The sequence below is a fragment of the Nitrospirillum bahiense genome (genome assembly GCF_007828025.1).
Classification (GTDB): Bacteria; Pseudomonadota; Alphaproteobacteria; order Azospirillales; family Azospirillaceae; genus Nitrospirillum; species Nitrospirillum amazonense.
Genome location: NZ_VITO01000006.1, coordinates 322,446 through 348,543, shown reverse-complemented (window position 1 = coordinate 348,543; position 26,098 = coordinate 322,446). Strand labels below are relative to the sequence as shown.

Here is a 26,098-nt window from a genome sequence, read left to right as displayed (position 1 = left end):
ATGACGGGACACTCGAAATCGAACTCTCATACGACAACGACGACGAGGTCACTCTCAAAGCCCGAAGAAGCTGACTTCTTCAACACCCTGCTAGGGCCACCGGTGATGCCCCGGATCCGGCCGACATCTGTGGCGCGAGCGGATAGCCGAAAGCCACGGCCAGGGTCAGGGAGACGACGAACAGGATCAACGTGTCGATGAGGGCGGCGAGCGCCCGGCGCCAAAAGCCGCCGTAGGTCCAGCCAACGGGGATGGTGCTGTTTTGCAAGGGAAGGGTGGGGACGGTCGTCTCGACGCTCATGGTCCCTCTTGTCCGTTGGTTGAGGGGTGGGTCCATGAGGGTAGGCCCATCGGAGCATGAGGACAATGCCGCCACACCAAGTGTCACCGTCTTGAATGAGACGGGGCCGGTGAAGGCGGCGGCAGTGCCTGAAATATTATCGCCATTAAAGCGCCGTTTACATTTAATCAGGGTGATTTGCCGAGTTAATTGGCCGTTCATCCCAAGTAAATGGCGCTGTGATTATTGTGTGGCGACTCTTATCACCCTCTCCCCAATAGGGCAAGGGGGTGAGCGTTACGATTTGTTGACTGCGCGGTGATTTGTGACAAGTTGTGACGGGCCGCACAACGTCCTGGCGCCTTGGATCAGCGCATTTCAATTCCCGAGGGGCATGGCGGGCAGCTCACCATAATCGCCAGGGTGGGCAGGCCCTGGCGTCGTGATGGGCACACGGCTCAGGGCTGCTTTTTATCGTCCGGCTGGGGTGCGGGGGATGCGCCATCCGCCGCCGGTTCCGCCTCCGGTGTCACACGGCGCAGGCGTGGACCCATCACCTGGAAAACCGGACCGCCGACATAGGAGAAATAAATCTTGCGTTGGCTGTGGGAGACGAACATGCGGTGGGCGCGCAGAAAGTCCAGGCCCAGAAGCATTTCCGGTACCTCGCGACCGCCATGGCTGAACAACTCGCCGAAGCGCAGGCGGACATGTTTGATCTCCTCATCCCCAAGCCGGAAGCTGTCGAAGACGCCGATATAGTCTTGCACCTGGTCGTCGCCGACGCCCGCTGATTTGCCGCTGCGCGTGACGCCAGGGCTTTCCGGTGTCAACCCTGCCCGGGCCGCCGCCCGTTCGGTTATCACCGAGGTGGATGCGCCCGTGTCGAGAATGGCGCGGATTTCCTCACCGTTGAGCAGGACCTTCAACCAGATCTTCGGATTCTCTTTCGAAAAGCGGCTGAATTCCGCCTCGTTGTAAGTGTCAGTCCAATAGGCCAAGGCGACGTCGTCGCAGTTCTGGGGTTGAAACAGGCTGACTTTATTGTGGGCTATATCGATATCCAGGTCGAACTTTGACAGGAAATTCTCCCCATGAGGCCGAATATCTTCTCATTGTCCGACAGGTCATGATTGGTGAATACCGGATAGTCGATGTGATGGGCTTTCCAATCGCCCAGCCGCAGTTCGTCGATCCTGGCTTCCTCGACGCTGACCCGGCCCCCGACGCCTTCCATGTAGATTCCCGGCACCCAATGCCCGGACAATTGCAACCTCTTCGCCGCCGGCTTGGTGATCGTGCCGAAAGTGGCGCCTGTATCCATAATCAGATAGCCGTCCTGGCCATTCACACCCACGTCCAGCAAGGGCATGTTGGCGTCCATAGTCAGGCCTAGGGTGCCGACCCGCAGCAACTGGCACTTGTGCTTGTCTTCGCCCGCCTGGGCGTTGCTGTGCGCGCCCACCGTGGCGCAGGCCAGGATCAGGCCCAGGGTCGCCACCGCCAGGTGACGGAGGGTGCGACGGCGTTGCGTCGTCATGGTCATGCTTCTTCCTGCATTGAAGGCTTCGGGCGGTCTGGTCGGGTGGTTGCTGCGCTGGGGCCGGCCATCGAATCCATGGGCTTCATCACCGAGGGGGCTCGTGCTGATGTGGCCTTCAAGCATTCCGCCCGGCGCGCCGGCACCGGAACCATGCCGATCCCCAGCCGGGGCCGGTTTCCCCATCGTCACAGTCAGACTATCCCCAAGGCCATCGCACCACGCGCGGCCATTGCGAAAACAGTGCCACGACCCCTGCTGGTTGTGGAAGGTGGAACATATTGAAATGCAATTATGTCGCTGGTCCCGATGACCCGGCGCCAGGAACGATGCGACATCACCCCTTACGGTCAGTCTGGCGGGCTTCAGCGCCCTTCCGTCACCGCTGGCGCCGTATCAGCCGCCTGGTCGGCGCGAGGCAGCCGGGGGCCCATGACCTGGAAGATGGGCCCGCTGCCGACATAGGCGAAATAGAGCCGGTGCTGGCTGTGTGAGATGAACACGCGGTGGGCGCGCAGGAAGTCCAGGCCCAGCAGCATCTCGGGCACGTCCCATCCGCCGTTGCCGAACATTTCGCCGAAGCGCAGGTGGACACGGCGGATTTCCTCATCCCCCAGCTTGAAGCTGTCGAACAGGCCGACATAGTCGTCGACCGCGTCATTGCCGATGCCGCCGGACTTGCCGGTGTGGGTGACGCCGGGGGTCTGCGGCGTCATGCCCAACCGCGCCGCCGTTTGCAAGGTCATGACCGAGGTCTCGGCGCCCGTATCCAGGATGGCGCGCACCGGCTGCCCGTTGATCAGGACGGTCAGCCAGATCGGCGACCCGTCCTCCCGCATGCGCTCGATCTTCGTGTAGTCGTAGGGGACACCCCAATAGGACGCCAGGGCGGTATGCTCGCAATCCTCGGCATGGAAAAGGACCAGGCGGTTGTGGGCGATATCGATGTCCAGGTCGAAATTCGACAGGAACCGTTCGCCCAGCACGCCGACGACGTCCGGCCCGTCGCCAACGTCGTGGTTGCTCAAGACCGGCATCTCCACCCGATGGACCAGCCAGTTGCCCAGCGTCATGTCGTCAATCTGGGTGGAATAGATGGCGACGCGCCCGCCCACACCCTCGGCATGCTGGCCAGGCTCCCACCCATGGCGCAGCTTCAACCTCTCGGCGGCGGGCCTGGTGATGAAGTTGGTATCGGCGCCGGTGTCCAACAGCATATGAACCTGCTGGCCGTTGATGCCCACGTCCACCAGGGGCATGTTCCGGTCCATGGTGATGGCGAGGTTGCTCACCGGCTGCAGTTGGCATTTCGACTTTTCGGCCGCGGCGGGTGACGCCGCCAGGCCCAGGCACAACAGACCACCGGCCTTCACCAGCATGACGAGCCGACGCCATACCGCCGCCGGTCCCGCCCCCGGACCCGCACCCCATACAGTCCAAACCATATATGCCCCCCTATCCCCGGTCACCGGGGCCGGCACGCTCCTGGTGCCGTTTTCTGGCGCCAGGATAATACGCACGGCCGCGGCGGCACCAGGGATTCGCGAGGCGGTGGTCAGCCCTTGGCCGGGAACATCCTGGCCGTGACGTCGGCCATCTCTTCCGCCGACGGCTTGCGGCGGGGGCTGGACAGCGACCAGTCCTGGCCGAAGGGGTCGGTCAGCTTGCCGTAGCGGTCACCCCAGAACTGGTCGGCCAGGGGCATGGCGATGGTGGCGCCGGCGGCGACGGCCCGTTCCCAGGCGGCGTCCACGTCGGCCACGGTGATGTGCAGGGTGATGGAACAGATGCCAACGGCTTTCGGGCTACGGCTGCGGCCGCCGGCGAATTCCGGGAAGTCGTCGTTCAGCATCAGCACGCCGCCATCGGGGAACACCAGGCTGGCGTGCAGCACCCGGCCATCCGGCGTCAGGTGGCGGCTCGCCTCGGTGGCGCCGAAGGCGCGGGCGTAGAAGTCGATGGCGGCGGCGGCGCCCTCGACCGTCAGGTGGGGCAGGGGATGGCGCGGATTGGGCTCGGTCATGGCTGGTCTCCTCCCGGTTCGGTGTCGTGGCCGGCCAGGTGTCCGCTGACCGGCACCCACCATCCTACACGGTTGGGATGACGCTTAGGCGCTTCCCTCCGCACCCTTCAGGATACGCCGCCCAGGGCCCGCAGCAGGACGGTGGCGATGACCACCATGGCGGCCCCGCCGATCCGGGTGGAGATCTGGGCGAAGGGCATCAGGCCCATGCGGTCGGACGCCGACAGGATGGCCACGTCGCCGGTGCCGCCCAGGCCGCTGTGGCAGGCGGTGACGATGGCGGCCTCCACCGCGTACATGCGCATCTTGTGGCCGATGAAGAAGCCGCTGGCGATCATGGCGGCCACGGTGGCGGTGCAGATGGCGACATAGCCTACCGTGAAGGCCCCCACCAGCTGCGGCCACGATACCAGCAGGGCGCCCATGGCCACCAGGATGGCGAAGGTCAGGTTGGTCGACATGAAGCGGTTGATCTGGTAGGCGCCCAGCTCCATCTCCGCCGGCAGGATGCGGGTCAGCTTCAAAAGGGCGGACCCCACGATCATCAGGATCGGGGCGGGAATGCCGGTCAGGGGCGCCAGCTGGGTGCCCAGGATGAACAGCCCGCAGGCCAGCAGCAGGCCGGCCCCCATCAGGCGCAGCTCGATGGGCCGGTCGGGCGCGCGCTCCGCCAGCAGGTCCTGGTCGGCGCCGGAGCGCACCAGCATGCCGTTGCCGTTGTAGCGCGGATTGCGTTGGCCGAAGCGGTTCAACAGGCCGCAGCCGATGATGGCCGCCACATTGCCCAGCAGGGCCGCCGGCACCATCATGCCCATCAGGTCGGCCTGGGGCCGGCCCAGAATCTCGGCGTACCCCGCCGACAGGGGCAGTACGCCTTCGCCCAGGCCGCCGCCCAGGATGGGCACCAGGATGAAGAAGAAGGTGTGGGCGGGGCCGTAGCCGAAGGCCAGGCCGACGCAGATGCCGATGCCCAGCGCCGCCAGCGTGCCGCCCAGCAGGGGCACGAACATGCGCAGGAAACCCTGGACCAGCACCCGGTGCGGCATGCCCAGGATGCTGCCCGCCACCAGGCAGGCGATGTAGAAATACTGGAAATTGGCGGTCTTGAAGGTAGTGGTCACCGCCTTGACCATGGCCGGGTCGGCGACACCGGTACCCACCAGGGCCGCCGGCACGAACAGGCACAGGATGGCGGTTCCGCCGATATGGCGCAGCACGGGCAGCCGGGCGCCCAGCTCCCCCAACAGGAAACCGGTCAGCATCAGCACCGACAGGCCGCCGATGACGTCGTTGGGCAGGCGCCCGGACACGGCGGCCAGGACGGTGACGGCGCACAACGCGATATAGACGGGCAGGGGCAGCGGCCCGATGCGCGGGGCGGCCAAGCGCGCCGGCGCCGAGGGTGCGCGGGGGATGGCGGCGGGGATCTCGGTCACGTCTTGGGTCCTCCCATTCTTATTTTGGTCAATCTTATTTTGGCAAGGCGCCGCCACTGCCGCGCCCCGGTGGGGGAGCGGGCGGCAGGCTGACGGGATCAGCCGCTCAGTAGAACCAGGGGTTGGCCTGGCGGTGGCCGTCCTCGAACGCGCGGATGGCCTGGGCGTGTCGGGCCAGCGTGGCGCTGACGCCGTCCAGGCCCCGGATCAGGGCGTCGCGACGCAAGGCCTCGACGGCGAAGGGGATGGTTCGGCTGTCGGCATCCACGGTGATGGTCTGCTCCGGCAGGTCGATGGTCAGACCGTTGGCGCCCGGCTGGCCGACCCGGGTCATGAGATCATCAATTACGGCGGCGTCCAGAGTTATGGTCAGGATGCCGTTGCGCTGGCAGTTGTCGTTGAAAATGCCGGCAAAGCTGGTGCCGATCAGGGCGCGGATGCCCAGCTGGGCTAAGCCCCACACCGCATGCTCGCGGGAGGAGCCGCAGCCGAAGTTGGGCCCCACCACCAGGAAGTGGGCGCCCTGCCAGCCGGGGCGGTTCAGGATGAAGTCGGCACGCGGCTCGCCGTCGGGACCGAAACGCAGGTCATAGAATACGCCCCGGTCCAGGCCCTTGCGGTCCACGCCCTTCAGGAACTGCTTGGGCATGATGACGTCGGTGTCGACATTGGGCTGGGGGAAGGGGGCGGCGGGGCCGGTGACGCGGATGAAGGGCTGCATCAGGCGACCTCCTCTTGGACGCTGAACGCGCGCACGTCGGCCAGGTGGCCGGCGATGGCGGCGGCGGCCACCATGGCGGGGCTCATCAGGTGGGTACGGGCGCCCTTGCCCTGCCGGCCCTCGAAATTGCGATTGGTGCTGGAGGCGCAGCGGTCGCCCGGCCGCAGCACGTCGTCGTTCATGGCCAGGCACATGGAACAGCCGGACTGCCGCCATTCGAAACCGGCCTCGGCGAACACCCGGTCCAGCCCCTCGCGCTCCGCCTGCGCCCGCACCTGGGTCGATCCCGGCACGATGATGGCGCGCACGCCGGCCGCCACCCGCCGGCCGCGCAGGATGCGGGCGGCGTCGCGCAGATCCTCGATGCGGGCGTTGGTGCAGGATCCGATGAAGGCATGGCTGATGGCGATGCCGTCCAGCGCCGCCCCCGGCGCCAGGCCCATATAGTCCAGCGCGCGGGAAAGCGCCGCGCGACGGCCAGGCTCCATTTCCGCCTCCGGCGCCGGGACCTGGGCGGTGATGACCGCCGCCTGGTCGGGGCTGGTGCCCCAGGTGACCATGGGCGCCACGTCTTCCGCGGCCAGGTGGACTTCGCGGTCGAAGATGGCGCCCTCGTCGGTCCTGAGCGCCAGCCAGGCCTCCGCCGCCTGGTCCCACAAGTCGCCCTTCGGCGCGCGCGGCCGGCCGTGGATGTAGGCCAGCACCTTCTCATCCGCCGCGATGACGGCGCCACGGGCGCCCGCCTCCACGATCATGGTGCAGACGGTCATGCGCCCCTCCACGCCCATGGCGTCGATGGCGGGCCCGGCGAATTCCACGGCGTAGCCGGTGGCGCCGTCGGCACCGATGCGGCGGATGACCTCCATCACCAGATCCTTGGGCGTCACGCCGGGGGCGAGATCGCCGTCCACCACGACGCGCAGGGTCTTCAGCCGGCGGTACACCAGGGTCTGGGTCGCCAGGTAATGCTCGATGTCCGAGGTGCCGATGCCGAAGCCCAGGGCGCCCAGAGCGCCATAGGCCGTGGTGTGGCTGTCGCCGGCCGCCACCACCATGCCCGGCATGACCAGCCCCTGTTCCGGCGCCACCACATGCTCGATGCCCTGGCGCGGGTCCAGGATGTCGAACAGCTCGATGCCGAAATCGCGGGCGTTCTCGCGGAAATAGGCGATCTGCGCCGCCGCCTCCCTATCCGCCACCTCCAGGGTGCGGTGGCTGGCGGTGGGGTTCACATGGTCCACCACCATCAGGGCGGCCGCCGGGTTCCACACCGGACGCCCCGCCTCGCGCAGGCCGCTGAAGGCCTGGGGGCTGGTATATTCGTTCAGGATGGTGCGGTCGACGTACAGCAATAGCTGTTCCCCTGCCCGCCCCCTGTCGGGGCGGGGGCCGCCGTCATCCAGGCGGCAGACGGTATGGGCGTCGATGATCTTGTCGTAGAGCGTCCGGGGCATTTCTTTCTCCCTATGGACGCACTATGGAAGCCCGGTCGGCTCCTTGCCCAATGCCGTCTCCGTATAAGCTTATGCGGGGGCACGTCCCGCCACATGCGCCCAGAACTTTTCCGCCACGGCGGATTGCCGCGCGCGCGACCGGTAGAGGTGGATTTCCATGGGGATGTCCCAGCTTTCATCGCCGGCGCGCACCAGTTCCCCCCGCTCCAGGTGCTCCGCCACCAGGCTCAAGGGGGACCAGCCCAGGCCGCGTCCGTCCAGCGCCATGGTCACCAGCAGCTTGGCCAGGTGCGAGGTGAAGGTGGGCTTCAGGTGCGTGGCGGGCAGGGCGGTCTCCAGCGCCGCCGCCACGATGCGGCCCATGCCGGATTCCGGGCGATAGGCGACGTAGGCTACGGGTGCGCCGGCATGGCCCGGCAGGGTGTGCAGCGGCCGCCCCGCCGCGTCCGGCGCGCTGACCGGCACCAGCACGTCGTCACCGATGTGGACGGAGCGGAACTGGCCGGGCGCCAGCAGGGTGCTGGCCGCTGGATAATGGTGGCACAGCAGAAACTGCGACTGGCCCTGGATCATCATGCGTTCGCAGATATCCATGTGGTTGGCCACCATCTGGACGTTGATGTTGAAGGGCAGCGTTGCCTCCACCCGGCGCAGCCAGGCGGGGAAGAAGGTCAGCGACAGGGCGTTGGTGGCGGCGAAGCGCAGCAGTTCGGTATGGCCCTGCGCCACCTCCCGCGCCTCATCCCGGCCGCTGGCCAGGCGGCGCAGCGTCTCCTCCGCCGTCACCTGGAAGGATTCGCCGGCGGCGGTCAGTTCCACCGTGTGGGTGGTGCGGTGGAACAGGGGCGTGCCCACCCAATCCTCCAGCGCGCGGATGCGCCGGCTCAGCGCCGGCTGGGTGATGTTGCGGTTCTCCGCCGCGCGGGAAAAGCCGCCGTGCGCCACCACCGCCAGGAAATCCTCCAGCCACGCCACTTCCATGTCCATCCCGCCTTTAACCGACAAAGCGCTCCAGCGCCGTGGCGTCCATCACCTCGACACCCCCATAGCCCCGGCGCACCAGGCCCAGTCGCGCCAGCCGGCCCAGGGCGCGGTTGGCCGTCTGGCGGCTGAGCCCCAGCATGCCGGCCAGATCCTCCTGCGACAACGGCAGAAGCACCGGCCCGCTTCCCGCCTCCTCCAGCCGGCACAGCAGGGCCAGCAGGCGGGCGGTGCGCTGGGGCGTGGGCAGGGCCAGCACCTCCCCCAGGTAATGGGTGGCCTGGCGCAGGTGGCGGCTGAGGATGCCGGCGAAATTGGCCCAGCGGCGGGGATCGGCCTCCACGATCTGCGTGAAGGCTTGGGCCGGCAGGTGCAGCACCAAGCTTTCCCCCCGCGCCACCGCCGTCTGCCCCCGGGGCAGGCCGTCGACCATGGAGACCTCGCCGAACCAGTGCCCCGGCCCCGCATGCAGGATCACCACTTCCCGCCCATCCTCCTGCACCGTGGCCAGGCGCATGCGGCCCGTGACCAGGGCGTACAGCCCATCCGGCGCGTCACCGCCACGATAGACCGCCTGGCCATCGGCGTAGGTCCGCAGCCGCCCCCGCGCCAGGACCTCGGCGCGCAGATCCGCCGGCTGCTCCGCCAGCCACCCCCGCGTCTCCAGCACCTGGGCCACCGCGCGCTTGTCCACCTTCGCCTCTCCCAAATGGTTCGGCTCAGATTGTCAAATCCGCGACATTCTTGGAAGCCGCCCGGGCGTAGGCTGTGCGCATCATAAAAGCACCGGGAGGATCCCATGTTCGACACCGCGCCCAAGCTGGCCCCCGCCGACCAGCCGCCCTTGCGTGACCGCGTCTCGGCCGAGGAATGGCGGTTGCGCGTCGATCTGGCGGCGGCCTACCGCCTGGTGGCCCTGTTCGGTTGGGACGATCTGGTGTTCACCCACATCTCGGCCCGCGTGCCGGGGCCGGAGCACCATTTCCTCATCAATCCCTACGGCATGCTGTTTGAGGAGATCACGGCCAGCAGCCTGGTGAAGGTCGACATGGACGGCAAGGTGGTGCTGGACACCGGCTTCCCCGTCAATCCGGCGGGCTTCACCATCCACTCCGCCGTCCATCAGGTGCGCGAGGACGCGGGCTGCGTCCTGCATCTGCACACCGCCGACGGCACGGCGGTCTCGACCTTGGAGGAAGGCCTGCTGCCTCTGAACCAGACGGCGCAGCTGGTGATCGACGACTTGGCCTATCATGACTACGAAGGGGTGGCGTTCGAGCATGACGAGCGTCCGCGCCTGCAGCGCGACCTGGGCACCAAGAACACCATGCTGCTGCGCAACCACGGCACCCTGACCGTGGGCCGCACGGTGGCGGAGGCCTTCACCCGCATGTATTTTCTGGAACGGTCCTGCACCATGCAGGTGCGCACCTTGACCATGGGCCGGCCGCTCTACCCCGCCGCCCATGACGCCATCGAGCGCAACATCCAGATCAGCCGCATGGGCGTGTCCCAGGCCGCCAACCTGCTGGTCTGGCCGGCCCTGCTGCGCCGGCTGGGCCGCCAGATGCCGGGGTATCAGGACTGACAAACGGGGCGCGGGCGAGGGGCGCCAACCTCCCGCCCATTCTCCATCAATACCCCTCATCCACCCAATGCTGGGTCGACTTCTTGGGCCGCTTGTAGCCGTTGTCCGGCTGGCGCGGGGGCAGGGGCAGTTCCACCGGGCTCAGATCCTTGTAGGGAATCTGGTGCAGCAGGTGGGCGATGCAGTTCAGGCGCGCCTTCTTCTTGTTGTCGGCATCGACGATGTACCAGGGCGCGTGGGCATGGTCGGTATGGGCCAGCATCACGTCCTTGGCTTTGGAATATTCCACCCAGCGGCCGCGCGACTCCAGGTCCATGGGCGACAGCTTCCAGCGCTTCATGGGGTTGTGCATGCGCTCCACGAAGCGCTTCTCCTGCTCCTCATCGCTGACCGAGAACCAGTATTTGATCAGGATGATGCCGGACTTCACCAGCATCTCCTCGAACAGGGGGCAGGCGCGCAGGAACTCCTGGTACTCATCCTCGGTGCAGAAGCCCATGACCTTCTCGACACCGGCGCGGTTGTACCAGCTGCGGTCGAACAGGATCATCTCGCCGGGGCCCGGCAGATGCTGGACATAGCGCTGGAAGTACCACTGGCCCTTCTCCCGCTCTGTGGGCGTGCCCAGGGCCACCACCCGGCAGATGCGGGGGTTCAGGCTTTCGGTGATGCGCTTGATCACGCCGCCCTTGCCGGCGGCGTCGCGCCCCTCGAACAGCACCACCACCTTCAGGCCCTGGATGCGCACCCATTCCTGCAGCTTCAGCAGCTCGAACTGCAGGCGGGCCATCTCATCGATATACTTGTAGTGCTTGGGTGGCCGGCCCGGCTTGCCCGGGCCCAGGATGTTCCAGCGGTCCTCGATGCGCTTATGTTCCTTGGCGTTGCGCAGGATCTCGCCGTCCAGCGGCGGGGCCGGGCTGATGTCCGCCATCTCTTCCGGTGTGGGCTCGCCCACCTCGCCGCCCTGGGCGGTGCCGTTGGTGTGCTGCGTGTTCTGGTTCGCGTGCTTCTTGGACTTGCCGGCCATGGCGTCTCAGGCCTCCCAGTAATGTGCGCGGGTGAACCGTTGCGGTTCCTTGCCAAGCACCTTGTCCCTGAATGGGGCGCCCCATCCTTGCGCCATGTCAATGCGCCCTTCGGTTATGCGGATTGCATAATGAAAGTCACAAGGGCAAGATGGCGGTGACGCACTACGGTCAAGAGGATTAACGATGGTTGCCGCGGGTGAGGCCGACAAGCAGGTGGGTGAGGCGGAACGCATGGCGGCGCTGGCCCGCATGGACGGGCTGGATTTCCTGCACGCCATGATGGCGGGCGACCTGCCGCCGCCGCCCATTTCCCACACCCTGGGCTTCACGCTCAGCCATGCGGAACACGGCTATGCCGTCTTCACCGGCACGCCGGCCCACGCCTATTACAACCCCATCGGCTCGGTCCATGGCGGCTGGATCGCCACCCTGCTGGACAGTTGCATGGCCTGCGCCGTGCAGACTACGCTGACCGGCGGGCGCGGTTACACCACACTGGAACTGAAGATCAACTATATCCGCGCGGTGACGGAGGCGACGGGCCCGGTGCGGGCCGAAGGCCGCGTCATCCACAGCGGCGGACGTACGGCCACCTCCGAAGGCCGTCTGATCGACGCCCAGGGCCGATTGCTAGCCCACGGCACCACCACGTGCCTGGTGTTCGAGCCAAAGGCGACAAGAAAATGAAAGCATGATATAAATTCAAATTAGGAAATTATCTGGAGCATTGATTATGAAATTAAGCGCTTTTATTGAAGAAACTCTTTATGAGATCGCCATTGGAATTGATCGGGCACGAATAAGTGCTCGCAAATATGCGGCAATAAATCCATCAAGGGTGGATGGAAATGACGTGACGGAGAAAAGTTATATAGATTTTGATCTTTCTCTCGTCGTTACAGAAAGTGAAGAATCTAATAAGAAGGGAGATGGTCGTCTGACAGCTGAGGTGCAGGTAGTTTCATTTGTTAAAATTGGGGGCGGCGCAGGTGGGCAGATTGATAACTCGAAATCCTTAAAGTCAGAGCAAACACATCGCATTTCATTCAAGGTTCCCGTCTACTTAAATGCGAATTACAGAAATAATGATGCCGCAGAAGCGGAGGCGGTGAAGTTGGGTTATCAAGATAAATAAATTTATTAGAAGAAAATAAATTTATTAGAAGATATGTGCTGATCCATCAATTTTGGTATCCTGAGTTTCGCCAGATAAGATCAAAGAATTGGTATTTCAGATCGCTTATTCCCCCGCCGATCCTGTCCCCAACTCCAGATAGCTGCCGGGCAGGAAGCGCAGACGTAGCGGGGTCCGGGCGTCGTCGATGGACCCGTCGCTGACGTCCTTGGCGGTGCCGTAGTTGATCTGGATGTCGGGGCGCTTGGGTATGCCGACCACGGCGACGATGCGGCTGCCGGCGCTGAGCAGGCGCGCCGTCACCGTCTGGCTCTGGAAGGCCAGGAGCGCCGGCCGTCCTGGGGGCAGTAGATGGCGCGTGGTCCGGTCGGCCATATAGCTGGCCCAACCCAGGTATGAGGCCAGCGGCGGGTAGGGCCCGTCCGCGCGTTCCTCGTAGAAGGTCACTTCCAGGTCCAGGTCGTGCTTGTTCGCCACCACGGTGAACCGGCCCTGGAACAGGCCATCCACCTCCGTCGCCGTGGCCAGAGGCTCGGTTGCGAAGATCAAGTGGGTCCAAGGACTGGTTTTTTCAGCTGGGATGGTAGCTCAAACCCGGGCGCCGCGCGCGTGGTGGCTCAGGCCCGGATGCCGGTCCGCCGATTCCATGCCGGGGCTTTTGGCCGGCACCGGTTCCACTGCGTCGCCCCCGGCCCGCCCGTCCAGTTCCTCCACGATGCGCCGGTGCAGGGCACCGTCCAGCGGGTACCCCGCCATCAACGCCAGGGTGGCGACGAACAGGCCGCAGGGCAGCAGGGACATGAGCAGGCGCAGGCCGCTCAAGGTCTCCGCGGACTGGGTGGCGTTGGGCACGAAGCCGATGGCGGACAGCAACCAGCCCAGCAGGGCGCCGGCCAGGCCCAGCGCCACCTTCTGCGCCAGCGAGGCCACGCCGAATATCTTGGCCTCGTCCCTGCGGCCGAAGCGCCACTCGTTGTAATCGACCAGGTCGGGCAGCATCGCCCAGAAGCCCACCGCGTGCACGGTGCAGCCCACGAACAGGGCGGCTATGGCCGCCACCGCCAGGGCCGGCCGGTCGCTGGGCGCCATCAGGAAGGCCAGGGAGGACAACGCCGCCAGGCCCGTTCCCGTCTGCCACGACACCTTCTTGCTGGTGCGGCGGGACAGCCATACCCAGAAGGGGACGCTGACGGCGCTGGCGGCGGAGAAGGCGGGCATGGCGTAGGCGGCCAGGTCCATGTCGCCCACGTCGTACTTGAAGAAATAGACCAGGTTGCGGAACTGCAGGGCGCCCGCCACCTGGATCAGGCCGATCGACACCAGCAGGCGCATCAGCGGGCCGGAGCGGCCCAGCGTGCGCAGGAAGCCGACGACATCGCTGTCAAGCGTGGCGCGAGAGGCGGGCGTGAGGGCCGGATACGGCTGTTCCTTGACCACGCTGGCGCACAGCCAGAACAGGGCGACGGACAGGGTGCCCACCACCAGGCCGCTGATGCTGTAGCCCAAACCCCCATAGGCACCCCCTGTCGCCATCCGGTCGATGCGGGCGGCCAGGGCCGGCAGCAGGAAGGACACGGTGATGCCGCCGATGAAGGCGCAGGTCATGCGATAGCCGGTCAGGCTGGACCGTTCCTCCGCGTCCTGGGTGATGCGGGCGGACAGCGAGGCATAGGGGATGGAGACGATGGTGTAGACGCCGCGCCAGGCCATGTGGCTCAGGATGGCATAGGCGATCAGGCCGCCCTGGCCGAAGCCGGGCGCGGTGAAGCAGGCCGCCATGACGGCGCCCAGCGGCACGCCGCCCCACAGGATGAAGGGGCGGTACCGGCCCAATCGCGTGCTGGTGCGGTCGGCCCACACGCCCATCAGGGGATTGGCCAGGCCGTCGGCGATGGCGGCCACCAGGAAACCCACGCCCACCCACACCGGTGGCACGCCCTGCACATCCGTCTGGAAATAGGCCAGGAACAGGGTCATCGCCTGCCAGTGCAGGTTCAGGCCCAAGTCACCGATGGCGTAGCCCAGCTTGGTCTTCAAGGCGACGGGCGCCTGTCCGTATGCCATCTTCCCCCCGGGGAATTCTTCTCTTGGGGCCAGGGTGGCGGCGGAAATGACAGCGGTGCCATTCTCCCGCTTCCGACCCAGGCCAATCCCAGGAAACAACATCCGGTGGCGGTCACGCCAGCATGCCTTTCGGACGGTGGCGGTCAAATGATGGACGGGCGCGCTTTTTTGCGCCATCGATGCAGGATTGCCGCAGCCGGGCGCTTTGGGCGATTGTGGGCCCGCGCCGGTCCCAGGAATGGGGAAGCGGCGTCGATATGGGGATGGGAGTGGACATATGGCGGGGCCTGACCGCAAGCCGACGATCATCGATGTGGCGCGCCTGGCGGGGGCGTCCATCAAGACGGTGTCGCGGGTCATCAACAAGGAACGCTATGTCAGCCCCGACATGCAGGAGCGCATCGAGAAGGCGGTGGCCGAGCTGGGCTATCAGCCCAACATGATGGCCCGCAGCCTGGCCAGCGAACGCTCCAACCTCATTGGCCACCTCTACGGCGACGCCGGCGGCCCGTACACCCTGGAAATCCAGGTGGGCCTGCTGAACCGCTGCCGCGCCCACGGCTATCATTTGATGATCGAGGAAATCGATTATCGCAGCCCCAACGTGGAACAACGGGCCAGCGCCATCGTGAACCAGATGCGCCTGGACGGCGTGGTGCTGACGGCCCCCGTGACCGACAACCCCATCGTGCTGCGGATTTTGGAGGAGGCGGGCGTGCCCTATGTCCGCGTCACGCCGCAGCAGGAATCGGAAACCTCCCCCTCCGTCCGCATCGACGAACGGCAGGCGGCCTACACCCTGACCCAGCACCTGCTGGCCCTGGGCCACCGGCGCATCGGCTTCATCAAGGGCAAGGCCAACCACACCGCCACCATTCTGCGCTACACCGGCTATTGCGAGGCGCTGACCGACGCCGGCGTGACGGTGGACCCGGTACTGGTGGAACAGGGGGAGTTTACCTACGCCTCCGCCGTGGCCTGCGCCCGCCGCCTGCTGGACCAGCCGCACCGCCCCACCGCCATCTTCGCCAGTAACGACGAAATGGCCGCCGCCGTGGTGGCGGAGGCGCACAACCGCGGCTTCAGCCTGCCGGCCAACCTGTCGGTGGTGGGCTTCGACGACACGCCGCTGGCCGAGATGATGTGGCCGCCGCTGACCACGGTGCGCCAGCCGGTGCGGGAAATGGCGGAAACGGCGGCCGACATCCTGATCGGCTTGCTGTCCCAACGCGGCAAGGTGGACTGGCCCAAGCCCGTGCCGCACCAAGTGCTGGCCCACACTATCCTGCTGCGCCAATCCACCGCCCGTCCGCCGGGCAAGGCCTGATCCCCCGAAGCATGGACCCCTAGCGCCGCCCGCCCACCGCCTGTGCCGCCTGGGGCGGGCGGAAGCCGTTGCGGTAGACCTCCTCCACCAGCTCGCGGTGGGTGGGCAGGCTGGACACCGCCTGCGGGGCCACGGTGCGCAGGCCCCGGAACTCGTGCCGCGCCTCATCCATGCGGCGGTGAAGGGCGCGCGCCGGCTCCAGGTCGGTTTTGAAGCCCATGCCGTACAGGACGTATTGGTAGCTGGCGGGCAGGAAGGTCTCGTGGTCGGCCACGAAGTCGAAGCGTCCGGGCGGCCGGTGCGCCCATACGGCCAGGCGGTCGCGCAGGCTCTCCGGTATGGTGGCCGGGTCGGCGTTGTCCCGCCAATAGGCGCTGTCGGTACGCCGGGTGATGCAATAGTGCAGCTTCAGGAAATCGACGATCCGCTCATACCGCTTGCCCATCAGCGCGTTGTAGGTGCGGGCGGTGGCGGCCATGGACGCGGCCGTTTGGGCGCTGTCCAGCCCCGTCTCGCCCCAGGGGAAGTACTGGGCGATCATGTGGGCCGCCACCTCGATCAGCATGATGCCGGTTGATTCCAGCGGCTCGAAAAAGCCGCCAGATAGGCCCACGGCCACGCAGTTGCCCACCCATTGGGCGGTACGGCAGCCCGAGTCGAACTTCAGGAGGCGGACGTCGCGCCCCTCGGCCGCCGGGCCCAGGTAACGGCGCAGCACCTGTTCCGCCCGGGCGTCGTCGGTGTGGCGGCTGGAATAGACGTAGCCGGTGCCCCGGCGGTCGTTCAGGCCGATGTCCCAGGTCCAACCCGCCTCATGCGCCGTGGCCACGGTGTAGGAGGGGATGGGCGCGTCCGGTCGGTCATAGGGCACCTGTAGCGCCACCGCCCGGTCGTTGAACAGCACGTCCTGATAGGATTTGAAGGGCACCTTCAGCGCCCGGCCGATGATCTCCGCCCTGAAACCGCTGCAGTCGATGTAGAGGTCGGCGCTCAGGCTGCCATGCTCGCGCGTGTCCACCCGCGCCACCGCACCACTGCCGTCCAGCACCACGTCGGTGACGGTGCCCACCCGGTGGCGCACGCCCAGTTCGATGGCCACGGTGCGCAGCAGCACGGCCAGGCGGTTGGCGTCGAAGTGATAGGCGTAGTTCAGGGGCGCCGCATAGGGCGGGTCGATGGCTCGTTTGGGTCCGCGCGATGCGTCCGCCACCGCCTTCTGCAGGGTCACGGCCTCGGCGAAGGGCGCGTCGCCGGCCCCGCCCAGCAGCCAGTAGGGCAGCAGTTCCGGCCCGTTGCCCTGATGAGGGAAGTTGAAGGGGTGGAAGTAATGGCTGTGGCCGGCCACGGTGCCCAAGGCCTGGGTCGGCGACGCGTCAGGCGCCGGTGTTTCCGCCCAGTCCACGAAATGGACGCCCTGCTTGAAGGTGGCCGTGCTTTCCCGCAGGAAGCGCGCCTCATCGATGCCGATGGCGGCCAGGGTGGAACGGATGGTGGGGAAGGTGCCCTCGCCCACGCCGATGATGCCGATGTCGCTCGATTCGATCAGGGTGATTTCTGTCCCGCCGGACAGATTGGCGCCCAAGGTCTTGGCCAGGTAGGCGGCGGTCAGCCAGCCGGCTGTGCCCCCGCCCACGATCAGGATACGGCGCCGGGCGCCTTCCGCTGCGGTCATCACTTCCTCCCTCATGGCCGCCTGTTCCCCTTGGCGGAACGGCGGCGGTTCTTATGTTTCTCAAACTGTTAGGGCGGGATGGTCGCCCGCTGTGGCGGCGCCCGCCGACCCGTCACCCAAGGGTTGCCGGCCGGTTCGTTGCGCTGCCGCAGGCATCGTCCCGGGCATGAGGCCAGAATACCACGGTTGCCGCCATATGACAGCGCTGTGCGACAACGTTGTCATAATTTTGTTGACAGCATTGTCAGCCCCGCTAAACATGCGACCCACAACGGCGCCGCACCCATTGGATGTGGGCGGTGACCGTCGAATATCCGCCTAGAGCAACCAGGCTAGAATAAAAGGGAGGAAGCGAGATGAAGGCGAGACTCGGACTCTATCTGCAAGCAGCGGCTGTGATTGCCCTGTCCGGCGGCGCGTACGCGCAGACCGCGACGGCCCCGGCCGGTCCCTCCGATACCATTGCCGAAATCGTCGTTACCGCGACCAAGCGTGAGACCAAGCTGCAGGAAACCCCGATCGCCGTGTCGGCGTTCAGCCAGGAGAGCCTGGATAAGCAGCAGGTCAAAGACATCACCGATCTGTCCAAGTTCGTGCCCAGCCTGCAGTTCGGCCAGCAGGGCGACCAGAACGCCATCACCCTGACCCTGCGCGGCATCGGCAACGACAGCGCCTACACCGAAGTGGCCGACCCCGAGGTCGCCATGTACGTCGACGGCATCTACTCGCCGCGCGCCCAGGGCGCCTCGGTGCTGATGTATGACATGGAACGCGTGGAAGTGCTGCGCGGCCCGCAGGGCACCCTGTTCGGCCGCAACGCCACCGTCGGCGCCGTCAGCCTGATCTCCGCCAAGCCGACCTTCGACAAGGAATACGGCAACGCCGAGGTCGTCGCCGGTTCCTACGGCCGCTTCGGCACCCGCGGCATGTTCAACATGCCCGTCTCCGACAAGCTGGCCTTCCGCGTCGCCTTCGTGACGGACAAGCACGACGGCTATGTCGACTACCAGCCGGCGCCGAACGTCCCTGGCGTGAACCCGGCCGCCTACGTGACCAGCGGTCCGAAGTACTACGCCGGCGACCAGAAGTCGTTCCGCGTCAGCGGCGCCTGGCGCCCGACGGACAGCTTCAGCTGGGACCTAAACTTCGAGTGGTATGAAGACACCGGCACCCCGGTCGAGCCGCTGATGCAGACCCCGCGTCCGGGCACGAACCTGTGGTCGGTGCAGGCCGACACCGCGCCGTTCCAGGACCGCACCGCGAAGTCCGTCCACAGCAAGATGGACTACGACATCAACGACTACCTGCAGCTGTCCTACATCGCCGGCGCGTCCTGGCTGGGCGGCAACAACCAGGTGGACGCGGACAGCGGCGTGCTGCCGCCGACCAGCGCCACCACGCCGTCCGGCGCGTTCGAGCAGAACAGCACCGTCTGGTCCAGCTACGACTTCTTCAGCCACGAACTGCAGCTGAAGTCGTCCGGCGTGCACACCATCGACTGGATCCTGGGTGCGTACTATTCGCACGAAACCAACAAGATCCGCTTCGACATCGATCAGGCCAACGGCTATCGCCTCGGCACCTTCAGCTGGGCCGGCAGCTTCATCCAGTCCGACCGTGAGATCGAATCGGCCGCCGGCTTCGGCCAGGCGACCTGGCATGTCACCGATGACATCCGCCTGACGGGCGGCGTGCGCTACACCCGCGACGACAAGGAAGACATCGGCGGCCGCAACGTCACCTGCAACGGCTGCACCCAGGGCATCTTCGGCCGCGATCCCTACTCCATCCCCGGCTACACGGCGTCGCCCAACGACGTCTATGGCCAGTGGAGCAAGGCCACCTGGCTGGTCCGCGCCGATGCCGACATCATCAAGGACGTGCTGATGACCTATGCCAGCGTCGGCACGGGCTTCAAGTCGGGCAACATCGAGGACGGCGGCAAGCTGGCCGGCCCCGAGACGCTGACCAACTATGAAGTCGGCGCCAAGACGACGCTGTTCGGCGGCCGCGCCACCTTCAACGTGGCGGCCTACTATGAAGACTTCACGGGTTATCAGGTGAACCAGGCGGTCACCACCCGTGACGCCGCCGGCCATGTCATCGGCTCGCAGATCGTGACCCAGAACGCCCAGGGCGCCAAGGCCTACGGCCTGGAAGCCGAACTGGCCGCCAAGGTCACGCCGCGTGACACGATCAACCTGTCGCTGTCCGCCCAGCACACCGAGATGGAAGAGCTGCAGAGCATCGACGCCCGCCTGTACAGCGGCGGCGATGTGTCCCACCTGGTCGAGCTGAAGGGCAACGAGCTGCCCCATGCCCCGGCCCTGTCGGGCACCGTCGGGTACGAGCACGTGTTCGACCTGCCCAACGGCGGCACGCTGACCCCGCGCGTCTCCACCCATTTCGAGACCCGCAGCTACCTGTCCTTCTTCAACGCCGGCACGTACGACGAACAGAAGGCCTATACCCGCACCGACCTGGCCGTCCGTTACGACGCGCCCAGCGGCAAGTGGTCCTTGGAAGGCTTCGTCCAGAACGTGGAAAACGCCAACATCAAGTCCAATGCCGGTGCCTTCGGCGGCCCGGCGACCCCGGTGTGGACGGCCGTGTACCAGCCGCCCCAGACCTGGGGTGTGCGGGCCCACGCCAGCTTCTGATCCAGTTCGTTCGCGTTGTTCGACCCCCGGGGCGCGGGGGGCTCTCCTCTCCCGCGCCCCGGTTTTTCCCTTCTTGGCAGGATACTCTCTCCCCGAATCCTGCGCCTTGATGGGCGGTGCCCCCGCACCGCCCATCCCTTTATCCCCCTGTCGCCATCGCCGTCCGACGCCACGATGACAACGCGTCACGTCGCTTGATTTCGCCCCTGATTTGGGAGACCCCATTGGCCCAGCCAGAGAAGCGGTCGATCACCATTCGGGAAGTCGCGGACCTGGCCAAGGTGTCCATCAAGACCGTGTCGCGGGTCATCAACCGCGAGGCCGGCGTTTCCCACGAGACGCACGCCCGGGTCATGGACGCCATCGCCCGCCTGGACTACCGCCCCAACCTGAACGCCCGGGGCCTGGCCGGCGACCGCTCCTTCCTCATCGGCCTGTTCTATGACAACCCCAGCGCCCATTATATGAGCGACGTGCAGGCGGGTGCCGTGGCCCGCTGCCGCGAGGGCGGCTTCCACCTGCTGGTGGAGCCCTGGGACAGCACCGACCCCAACGTGGGCGACCAGGTCCTGAACCTCATTTCCCAGCTGCGGCTGGAGGGGGTCATCCTGACGCCGCCGCTGGTCGACCACGCCGGTGTGCTGGAGGCCCTGCGCGCCTCGCGCATTCCGCTGGTGCGCATAGCGCCGGACACCGATCGCGAGACGGCGCCCTTCGTCTACATGGACGACTACGCGGCCTCCCGCCAGATGACGGCCTACCTCATCAGCCTAGGCCACCGCCGCATCGGCTTCCTGCTGGGCCATCCCGACCACGGCGCCACCGAACAGCGCTACCGCGGCTTCCGGGATGAACTGGCGGAACACCGCATCCCCCTGGATCCGGAGCTGGTGCGCCCAGGCCACTTCTCCTACCGCATCGGCATGGCGTGCGCGGAACAGCTGCTGACCCTGGCCGATCGTCCCACCGCCATCTTCGCCAGCAACGACGACATGGCGGCGGCATCCGTCGCGGTGGCGCAGCGCCTGGGCCTGTCGGTGCCGGCCGACCTGTCGGTCGCGGGCTTCGACGACACGCCGGTGGCGCGCATCATCTGGCCGCAGCTCACCACCATCCGCCAGCCCATCAGCCGCATGGCGGCGGCGGCGGCCGACCTGTTGATCGACCGGGCGGTGCGGCGCCAGCCCTGGACCCATCCCATGCCCCGCCGCCTGCTGGAGTTCGAGGTGGTGGTGCGGGAATCGACCGCCCCGCCGTCCAGCGTGCCGTCCCTCGGCCGCGCCCGGCGCTGATCCAATCCAACACTCAAGGCGCGCGGGTACCGGTCCCGCGCGGGAGGACCGTCATGGCCAGTGATGTGAGACTTAAGGGCGGGCATGACGCGCATGCCGGCTCCGGCCTGGTGGTGATGCTGACCCTGGTCGCCACCCTGGGCGGCCTGCTGTTCGGCTACGATACCGCCGTCATCTCGGGGGCCGTGAAGTCCATCGACGCCAACTTCATCGACCCCTTGGGCCTGGCCGATACGGCGCGCGACAGCCTGTCTGGCTTCACCATCTCCAGCGCCCTCATCGGCTGCATCTTCGGCGGCATGGTCGCCGGGTGGGTGGCCGATCGCTTCGGGCGCAAGCGCGGCCTGTTCCTGGCGGCCGTGCTGTTCCTGGTCTCCGCCATTGGGTCGGCCTTGCCGGAACTGGGGCTGGGCACAATCGGCCGCATGGGGCCGGCGGCGCTGACGCCCTTCATCATCTACCGCGTCATCTGCGGCGTCGGCGTGGGCATCGCCAGCATGCTGTCGCCCCTCTACATCGCGGAGATCGCGCCGCCGCATGCCCGCGGCCGCCTCATCTCCTTCAACCAGATGGCCATCGTGCTGGGCATCGCCGGCGTCTATTTCGTCAACTGGGCCATCGCCGCCCAGGGCGACACCGCCTGGCTGAACAGCGTCGGCTGGCGCTGGATGCTGGGATCGGAGGCGTTGCCCGCCGCCCTGTTCCTGGTGCTGCTGGCCTTCGTGCCCGACACGCCGCGCTGGCTGATCAAGGTGGGCCGCACGGCGGAGGCGGAGGCCACGCTGACCCGCCTGATGGGCCCGGCCGAGGCCGCCCTCACCCGACGGGAGATCGAGGGCAGCCTGGTGCAGCATACCGACCGCCTGCTGGCCTACGGCGGACTGGTGCTGGCGGTGGGCATCATGCTGTCGCTGTTCCAGCAGCTGGTAGGCATCAACGCCGTGCTTTATTACGCCCCGCTGATGTTTGAGAACATGGGGGCGGGCACCGACAGCGCGCTGCTTCAGACCGTGGTGGTGGGGGCGGCCAACGTGCTGTTCACCCTGGTGGCCATGGTCACGGTGGATCGGCTGGGACGCAAGCCGCTGCTGATCGCCGGCGCCGCCGTCATGGCGATCGCCATGCTGGCCCTGGGTTTCCTCCTGAATCAGCACCAGATGGGCATTGGCGCGCTGGTGGCGGTGGTGGTCTACGTCGCCGGGTTCGCCTTCTCCTGGGGGCCCGTCGTCTGGGTGCTGCTGGCGGAGATCTTTCCCAACCCCATCAAGGGCAAGGCGCTCAGCATCGCGGTGGCGGCGCAGTGGATCGCCAACTGGGTGGTGTCCTGGTCGTTCAAGGTGCTGGACGGCAACGCCGCGCTGAACGCCATGTTCAACCATGGCTTCGCCTATTACCTCTATGGCGCCTTCAGCATCCTGGCCGGCCTGTTCGTCTGGCGCTTCGTCCCCGAAACCAAGGGACGCAGCCTGGAGGAGATGGAGGGCGTGTGGAAAGCGGCCGGCCGCTGAGCCTTCCTCCTGGCGGTTGATAGCGCTCACAGCTATAGGTTGGGCGGCGCGCCTGGGCACGGGCGCGCCGCTTCCTTTTCTCCGACAGGGTGGTTCCGGTGGCGTCGTTGTTCGAGACTGGTCCCGGGGACGGTGACAGGGTGTTGGCCGATCGGCGGGCGGTGCTGGCCTTCTGGGTCGGGTGCGCCGTGGTGACCGTGGGCGTGGTCCTGCACCTGCCCATGTTCCTGATGGCCAAGGACGTCGGCTATCGCCTGGCCGACATGCCGATGGACATGGGCATGACCATCGGCATGGGCCTGATCATCGTGGGGGTCCTCATCGCCGCCTATGGCCTGCTGCCGCGCAAGACGGCGGTGGCGGCCATCGACCTCGCCGTGGTGCATGATGACGGCCCGCTGCGTGCGGCGCATTGGCGGCTGATGGCGGTCATCGTCGTGGCCCTGGTCATCGACGTCATGAAGCCGGCCAGCCTGGGCTTCGTCCTGCCCGGCATGCGCGAGGAATACGGCGTGGACAAGATGACGGTGGCCTGGCTGCCCATGGCGGCGCTGGCGGGCACGGTCGTGGGTTCCTTGATCTGGGGGGCGCTGGCGGATGTCTATGGCCGCCGCGCCTCCATCCTGCTGTCCTCCGTCATGTTCGTCGGCACCTCCATCTGCGGGGCCATGCCCGATTTCTGGTGGAACGTGGCCATGTGCTTTCTCATGGGGGCGGCGGCGGGCGGCATGTTGCCGGTGGCCTACGCGCTGCTGGCGGAAACCATGCCGCTGCGCCACCGTGGCTGGAACCTGGTGCTGGTGGGCGGCCTGGGGGGCATTGGCGGCTACCTGGCGGCCAGCGGCCTGTCCGCCCTGCTCCAGCCCCTGTATGGCTGGCGCATCATGTGGCTGTTGAACCTGCCCACGGGCTTGATCCTGGTCTTTCTCAATGGCCAAATCCCGGAGTCCCCCCATTTCCTGCTGCTGCGCGGCCGCCTGCGCGAGGCGGAGCGCACGCTGGCCCGCTTCGGCGCCGCCCTGACGCGCGAGGCGGAGGGCGCGCCCGCGTCCAAGGGGGGCGAAACCCATTTCCTCAGCGGCCGCACCTTGGCCCTGACGGTCACCGCCCTGGCCTGGAGCTTCACCAATTTCGGGCTGCTGTTGTGGCTGCCGGCCGAATTGACGGCCCGGGGCATGGATGTGGTCGTGTCCAGCCGCCTGTTGGCGGCGTCCGCCCTCATCGCGTGCCCTACCATCGCGGTGGCGGCGCTGCTCTATTTCCGCTGGAGCACGAAATGGACGCTGGCGCTGATGATCGTCGTCGCCATCGCCGGCCTGGCCGGCGTCATGCGGCTGGGCGACGGGGCCGGCCTGCTGGACGTGGTGGCGCCGGTGGCGCTGCTGATTGTCGGCAGTAACGGCATCCTGGCCGTGCTGCTGCCCTACACGGCCGAGAACTATGCCGTAGGCCTGCGCGGCCGCGCCACCGGCTGGGTCGCCGGCTGCAGCAAGGCCGGCGGCCTGGTGACCCAATGCCTGGCCATCGCGGCGCTGGTGCCCGGCTTGGGGACCCTGGCGCTGGCCATCTGCGGCCTGATGGTGGCCGCGCTGTTGCTGGTCATCTATTTTGGATCCGAAACACGGGTTGGCCGGCGCGATGCGGATCCCCCGCCGACGGCCGCGGCTGCGGAAACCAGCGGCGCTTGAGCCACCCGCTCCGGCGGGGTACCCCGATCGTGCGAGTTCTCCCCGGCTTGCGGTAGCGGCACCATAGCCATTCGGCGCTGTGCGAACGGGAGTGTTGGCGACGGCATGCCAAATCTGATCAACAAAATCGCGACCTGGTGGCTGGGCGAGGGTGAGCAGCCGGCGGCACCTGCCCGTACCGCCCGTCCCGGTGCCGTCGAGCCCATCACGCCCGACGCGGGCCCGGATGATATCCAGGACAGGCTGGGCGCCATCCTGGAGCATCAGGCGCGGGTCAGTGCCGGAACCGTCCAGCTTCTGGGCCTGGAAAGCCTGAAGGAAAAGCTCGGGTCCCGCTGGCCCTCGGTACGCGACCGCGTACACCAGTTGACCGAACGCCTGCTGAACCAGTCGCTGGGCCCCGGCGACGTGGTTTTTCCCTATGGCCCCGACACTTACCTGGTGGTCTTCGCCCAGATGGACGAGCGCGCGGCCGGCTTGCTGTGCGCCCGCGTGCTGCAGGACCTGCAGCGCCTGCTTCTGGGCGACGCCGACACCGCCACGATCGTGGTGCGCACCGCCGTGCGCCAGGTGACAGGCGACCTGGTGCTGAAACCCCATCGCCTGGCGGACCTGTTGGCCGGCACTGCCCGCGCCGAGGCCGTGGCCAAGGGGCGGGAGGATGAGGCGGCGGCGTCGGGAAAGGCTGCGCCCGGCTGGACCGATTTGCACGGTGTACCGGGCCGCGACGCGGGCGGTACCCTTATCCAGGGCGCGGCCGGCGTTGCCGGCGCCCCCGGCTGGATGCCCCTGCCCAGCCAGGGCGGCCGGGCGGGCGGCGGTGCGGCGGGCTTCCGCCAGGGCGAGGTCACGGCCGCTTGGGCGGCGCATGGTCAACTTGGACCGCTGGAAATCGTCTACCGCCCCGTCTGGGACGCCAACCACCAGGCGCTATGTCTTTATATCACCCGGGGGCGGCGCATGCGCCGGGGCGGTCAGGCGGTCTATGGTTATGACTCGATCCCCCAGGCGGCGGTTGGTGCGACCTTGTCGGCCGAAACCCTGAACGCCATCCTGGACCTGGATGAGGAAGCGATGCGCCAGGCCATCGCCGCCTACCTGGAACTCTACGACAACCGCTTCCGCTTCTTCCTTTCCCTGCCGGTGCATTACGAGACGCTGGCCGGGTTGCAGCGCCGTCGGTCTTACGTGGCGCTGGCCAGCCGCATCCCGGCCCATCTCATCCCCTTCCTGACCTATCATCTGGTGGGCCTGCCCGAGGGCACACCCACCGGGCGGTTGGCGGACTTCGTCACCGCCTTGCGCCCCTTCGGACGCAACCTGATGGTGGGCGTGGCCCTGGGGCGCCAGGACATGGCCACGCTGGCCGCGGCGGGGGTCAAGGGCGTGGGCGTCATGCTGCCCGGCGCCGGGGACAGGACGGCCACTGATCACCCCGGGGCGGAGCGGCCCAGCCCGGAACGGGTGGCGACCGACCTGGGCCTGGTGGCGGCCGAGGCCCGGCGCCATCGCCTGAAACTCTATGTCGAGGGCGTGGACTCGGTGGAGATGGAGGGGCTGGTGGACCGCGTGGGCGCCGATTTCATTGCCGGCGACCTGATCGGCGGTTGGACGGAAACGCCGGAACACATCGTGCGCATGTCGCGCGGCGATCTACTGGCCAATTCCCGGCAGCCGCCCTCATAGAAGGCACAACCC

At 67.0% G+C, this 26,098-nt stretch carries 23 protein-coding genes; 9 read left to right on the top strand and 14 right to left on the bottom strand.

Annotation, left to right across the window (positions count from 1 at the left end; translation table 11 throughout):
• Positions 1-79: 79 nt before the first annotated feature.
• The 10 genes from FBZ88_RS30185 to FBZ88_RS11595 all read right to left on the bottom strand — a co-directional run bounded on the left by FBZ88_RS30185 (position 80) and on the right by FBZ88_RS11595 (position 9,129).
• The gene (locus FBZ88_RS30185; RefSeq protein ID WP_186464347.1) at positions 80-301 is read right to left on the bottom strand and encodes an RDD family protein; all 222 of its coding nucleotides are present in this window, start codon (positions 299-301) and stop codon (positions 80-82) included.
• 437 nt (positions 302-738) lie between these two features.
• Positions 739-1,281 carry a retropepsin-like aspartic protease family protein gene (locus tag FBZ88_RS11635; RefSeq protein ID WP_186464346.1) on the bottom strand — a complete coding sequence of 181 codons (543 nt, stop codon included), beginning with the start codon at positions 1,279-1,281 and terminating at the stop codon, positions 739-741.
• 50 nt (positions 1,282-1,331) lie between these two features.
• Positions 1,332-1,826, bottom strand: coding sequence for a retropepsin-like aspartic protease (locus FBZ88_RS11630; protein WP_186464345.1), 495 nt, complete (start codon positions 1,824-1,826; stop codon positions 1,332-1,334).
• Between the two features lie 359 nt (positions 1,827-2,185).
• Positions 2,186-3,199, bottom strand: coding sequence for a retroviral-like aspartic protease family protein (locus FBZ88_RS11625; protein WP_186464344.1), 1,014 nt, complete (start codon positions 3,197-3,199; stop codon positions 2,186-2,188).
• Between the two features lie 176 nt (positions 3,200-3,375).
• Positions 3,376-3,843, bottom strand: coding sequence for a VOC family protein (locus FBZ88_RS11620; protein WP_145616988.1), 468 nt, complete (start codon positions 3,841-3,843; stop codon positions 3,376-3,378).
• Between the two features lie 107 nt (positions 3,844-3,950).
• Positions 3,951-5,279: a 2-hydroxycarboxylate transporter family protein gene (locus FBZ88_RS11615; RefSeq protein ID WP_145616986.1), complete on the bottom strand. Its 1,329-nt coding sequence runs from the start codon at positions 5,277-5,279 to the stop codon at positions 3,951-3,953.
• 106 nt (positions 5,280-5,385) lie between these two features.
• Positions 5,386-6,000, bottom strand: coding sequence for a 3-isopropylmalate dehydratase small subunit (gene leuD, locus FBZ88_RS11610; protein ID WP_145616985.1), 615 nt, complete (start codon positions 5,998-6,000; stop codon positions 5,386-5,388).
• Complete coding sequence (gene leuC / locus FBZ88_RS11605; RefSeq protein ID WP_145616984.1) at positions 6,000-7,454, bottom strand: 3-isopropylmalate dehydratase large subunit; 1,455 nt, start codon at positions 7,452-7,454, stop codon at positions 6,000-6,002. The genes leuD and leuC overlap by 1 nt, the downstream gene beginning before the upstream one ends.
• Positions 7,455-7,523: 69 nt before the next feature.
• A complete protein-coding gene (locus FBZ88_RS11600) occupies positions 7,524-8,435 on the bottom strand; it encodes a LysR family transcriptional regulator (RefSeq protein ID WP_145616983.1) in 912 nt (303 codons plus the stop codon).
• Positions 8,436-8,448: 13 nt separating this feature from the next.
• Positions 8,449-9,129 carry a Crp/Fnr family transcriptional regulator gene (locus tag FBZ88_RS11595; protein WP_186464343.1) on the bottom strand — a complete coding sequence of 227 codons (681 nt, stop codon included), beginning with the start codon at positions 9,127-9,129 and terminating at the stop codon, positions 8,449-8,451.
• 105 nt (positions 9,130-9,234) lie between these two features.
• On the opposite strand from FBZ88_RS11595, the gene FBZ88_RS11590 reads away from it, so the two are divergent.
• Positions 9,235-10,023 carry a class II aldolase/adducin family protein gene (locus tag FBZ88_RS11590; protein WP_211102616.1) on the top strand — a complete coding sequence of 263 codons (789 nt, stop codon included), beginning with the start codon at positions 9,235-9,237 and terminating at the stop codon, positions 10,021-10,023.
• 46 nt (positions 10,024-10,069) lie between these two features.
• On the opposite strand, the gene ppk2 is transcribed toward FBZ88_RS11590, so the two are convergent.
• Positions 10,070-11,053: a polyphosphate kinase 2 gene (ppk2, locus tag FBZ88_RS11585; protein ID WP_246138617.1), complete on the bottom strand. Its 984-nt coding sequence runs from the start codon at positions 11,051-11,053 to the stop codon at positions 10,070-10,072.
• Positions 11,054-11,237: 184 nt separating this feature from the next.
• Between ppk2 and FBZ88_RS11580 the strand changes: the two genes are divergently transcribed.
• A complete protein-coding gene (locus tag FBZ88_RS11580; protein WP_145616981.1) occupies positions 11,238-11,741 on the top strand; it encodes a PaaI family thioesterase in 504 nt (167 codons plus the stop codon).
• Positions 11,742-11,787: 46 nt separating this feature from the next.
• Complete coding sequence (locus FBZ88_RS11575; RefSeq protein ID WP_145616979.1) at positions 11,788-12,189, top strand: hypothetical protein; 402 nt, start codon at positions 11,788-11,790, stop codon at positions 12,187-12,189.
• Between the two features lie 105 nt (positions 12,190-12,294).
• On the opposite strand, the gene FBZ88_RS11570 is transcribed toward FBZ88_RS11575, so the two are convergent.
• Together FBZ88_RS11570 and FBZ88_RS11565 are read right to left on the bottom strand one after the other, a co-directional pair.
• Positions 12,295-12,738 carry a CocE/NonD family hydrolase C-terminal non-catalytic domain-containing protein gene (locus tag FBZ88_RS11570; RefSeq protein ID WP_145616978.1) on the bottom strand — a complete coding sequence of 148 codons (444 nt, stop codon included), beginning with the start codon at positions 12,736-12,738 and terminating at the stop codon, positions 12,295-12,297.
• 39 nt (positions 12,739-12,777) lie between these two features.
• Positions 12,778-14,253 carry an MFS transporter gene (locus FBZ88_RS11565; protein WP_186464342.1) on the bottom strand — a complete coding sequence of 492 codons (1,476 nt, stop codon included), beginning with the start codon at positions 14,251-14,253 and terminating at the stop codon, positions 12,778-12,780.
• A gap of 277 nt (positions 14,254-14,530) precedes the next feature.
• On the opposite strand from FBZ88_RS11565, the gene FBZ88_RS11560 reads away from it, so the two are divergent.
• A complete protein-coding gene (locus FBZ88_RS11560) occupies positions 14,531-15,580 on the top strand; it encodes a LacI family DNA-binding transcriptional regulator (protein ID WP_004274201.1) in 1,050 nt (349 codons plus the stop codon).
• A gap of 19 nt (positions 15,581-15,599) precedes the next feature.
• Here FBZ88_RS11560 and FBZ88_RS11555 read toward each other — a convergent pair whose 3' ends face one another.
• Positions 15,600-17,252: a tryptophan halogenase family protein gene (locus FBZ88_RS11555; RefSeq protein ID WP_145616976.1), complete on the bottom strand. Its 1,653-nt coding sequence runs from the start codon at positions 17,250-17,252 to the stop codon at positions 15,600-15,602.
• Positions 17,253-17,608: 356 nt separating this feature from the next.
• On the opposite strand from FBZ88_RS11555, the gene FBZ88_RS11550 reads away from it, so the two are divergent.
• The 5 genes from FBZ88_RS11550 (at position 17,609) to FBZ88_RS11530 (ending at position 26,086) form a co-directional block, all read left to right on the top strand.
• Positions 17,609-19,912: a TonB-dependent receptor gene (locus FBZ88_RS11550; protein WP_246134189.1), complete on the top strand. Its 2,304-nt coding sequence runs from the start codon at positions 17,609-17,611 to the stop codon at positions 19,910-19,912.
• Between the two features lie 224 nt (positions 19,913-20,136).
• Complete coding sequence (locus FBZ88_RS11545; protein ID WP_004274204.1) at positions 20,137-21,204, top strand: LacI family DNA-binding transcriptional regulator; 1,068 nt, start codon at positions 20,137-20,139, stop codon at positions 21,202-21,204.
• A 53-nt stretch (positions 21,205-21,257) separates the two neighbouring features.
• Positions 21,258-22,712, top strand: coding sequence for a D-xylose transporter XylE (gene xylE / locus FBZ88_RS11540; RefSeq protein ID WP_145616975.1), 1,455 nt, complete (start codon positions 21,258-21,260; stop codon positions 22,710-22,712).
• 143 nt (positions 22,713-22,855) lie between these two features.
• Positions 22,856-24,400 carry an MFS transporter gene (locus FBZ88_RS11535; RefSeq protein ID WP_211102615.1) on the top strand — a complete coding sequence of 515 codons (1,545 nt, stop codon included), beginning with the start codon at positions 22,856-22,858 and terminating at the stop codon, positions 24,398-24,400.
• A 105-nt stretch (positions 24,401-24,505) separates the two neighbouring features.
• Complete coding sequence (locus tag FBZ88_RS11530) at positions 24,506-26,086, top strand: hypothetical protein (protein ID WP_145616973.1); 1,581 nt, start codon at positions 24,506-24,508, stop codon at positions 26,084-26,086.
• Positions 26,087-26,098 lie beyond the last annotated feature (12 nt).

What these genes read in the sequence shown, in the direction of transcription:
- FBZ88_RS30185 (WP_186464347.1), bottom strand. Translation starts at nt 301, where the DNA reads ATGAGCGTCGAGACGACCGTCCCCACCCTTCCCTTGCAAAACAGCACC.
- FBZ88_RS11630 (WP_186464345.1), bottom strand. Translation starts at nt 1,826, where the DNA reads ATGACCATGACGACGCAACGCCGTCGCACCCTCCGTCACCTGGCGGTG.
- FBZ88_RS11625 (WP_186464344.1), bottom strand. Translation starts at nt 3,199, where the DNA reads ATGCTGGTGAAGGCCGGTGGTCTGTTGTGCCTGGGCCTGGCGGCGTCA.
- FBZ88_RS11620 (WP_145616988.1), bottom strand. Translation starts at nt 3,843, where the DNA reads ATGACCGAGCCCAATCCGCGCCATCCCCTGCCCCACCTGACGGTCGAG.
- leuD (WP_145616985.1), bottom strand. Translation starts at nt 6,000, where the DNA reads ATGCAGCCCTTCATCCGCGTCACCGGCCCCGCCGCCCCCTTCCCCCAG.
- leuC (WP_145616984.1), bottom strand. Translation starts at nt 7,454, where the DNA reads ATGCCCCGGACGCTCTACGACAAGATCATCGACGCCCATACCGTCTGC.
- FBZ88_RS11600 (WP_145616983.1), bottom strand. Translation starts at nt 8,435, where the DNA reads ATGGAAGTGGCGTGGCTGGAGGATTTCCTGGCGGTGGTGGCGCACGGC.
- FBZ88_RS11590 (WP_211102616.1), top strand. Translation starts at nt 9,235, where the DNA reads ATGTTCGACACCGCGCCCAAGCTGGCCCCCGCCGACCAGCCGCCCTTG.
- ppk2 (WP_246138617.1), bottom strand. Translation starts at nt 11,053, where the DNA reads ATGGCCGGCAAGTCCAAGAAGCACGCGAACCAGAACACGCAGCACACC.
- FBZ88_RS11580 (WP_145616981.1), top strand. Translation starts at nt 11,238, where the DNA reads ATGGTTGCCGCGGGTGAGGCCGACAAGCAGGTGGGTGAGGCGGAACGC.
- FBZ88_RS11575 (WP_145616979.1), top strand. Translation starts at nt 11,788, where the DNA reads ATGAAATTAAGCGCTTTTATTGAAGAAACTCTTTATGAGATCGCCATT.
- FBZ88_RS11565 (WP_186464342.1), bottom strand. Translation starts at nt 14,253, where the DNA reads ATGGCATACGGACAGGCGCCCGTCGCCTTGAAGACCAAGCTGGGCTAC.
- FBZ88_RS11560 (WP_004274201.1), top strand. Translation starts at nt 14,531, where the DNA reads ATGGCGGGGCCTGACCGCAAGCCGACGATCATCGATGTGGCGCGCCTG.
- FBZ88_RS11555 (WP_145616976.1), bottom strand. Translation starts at nt 17,252, where the DNA reads ATGACCGCAGCGGAAGGCGCCCGGCGCCGTATCCTGATCGTGGGCGGG.
- FBZ88_RS11550 (WP_246134189.1), top strand. Translation starts at nt 17,609, where the DNA reads ATGAAGGCGAGACTCGGACTCTATCTGCAAGCAGCGGCTGTGATTGCC.
- xylE (WP_145616975.1), top strand. Translation starts at nt 21,258, where the DNA reads ATGGCCAGTGATGTGAGACTTAAGGGCGGGCATGACGCGCATGCCGGC.
- FBZ88_RS11530 (WP_145616973.1), top strand. Translation starts at nt 24,506, where the DNA reads ATGCCAAATCTGATCAACAAAATCGCGACCTGGTGGCTGGGCGAGGGT.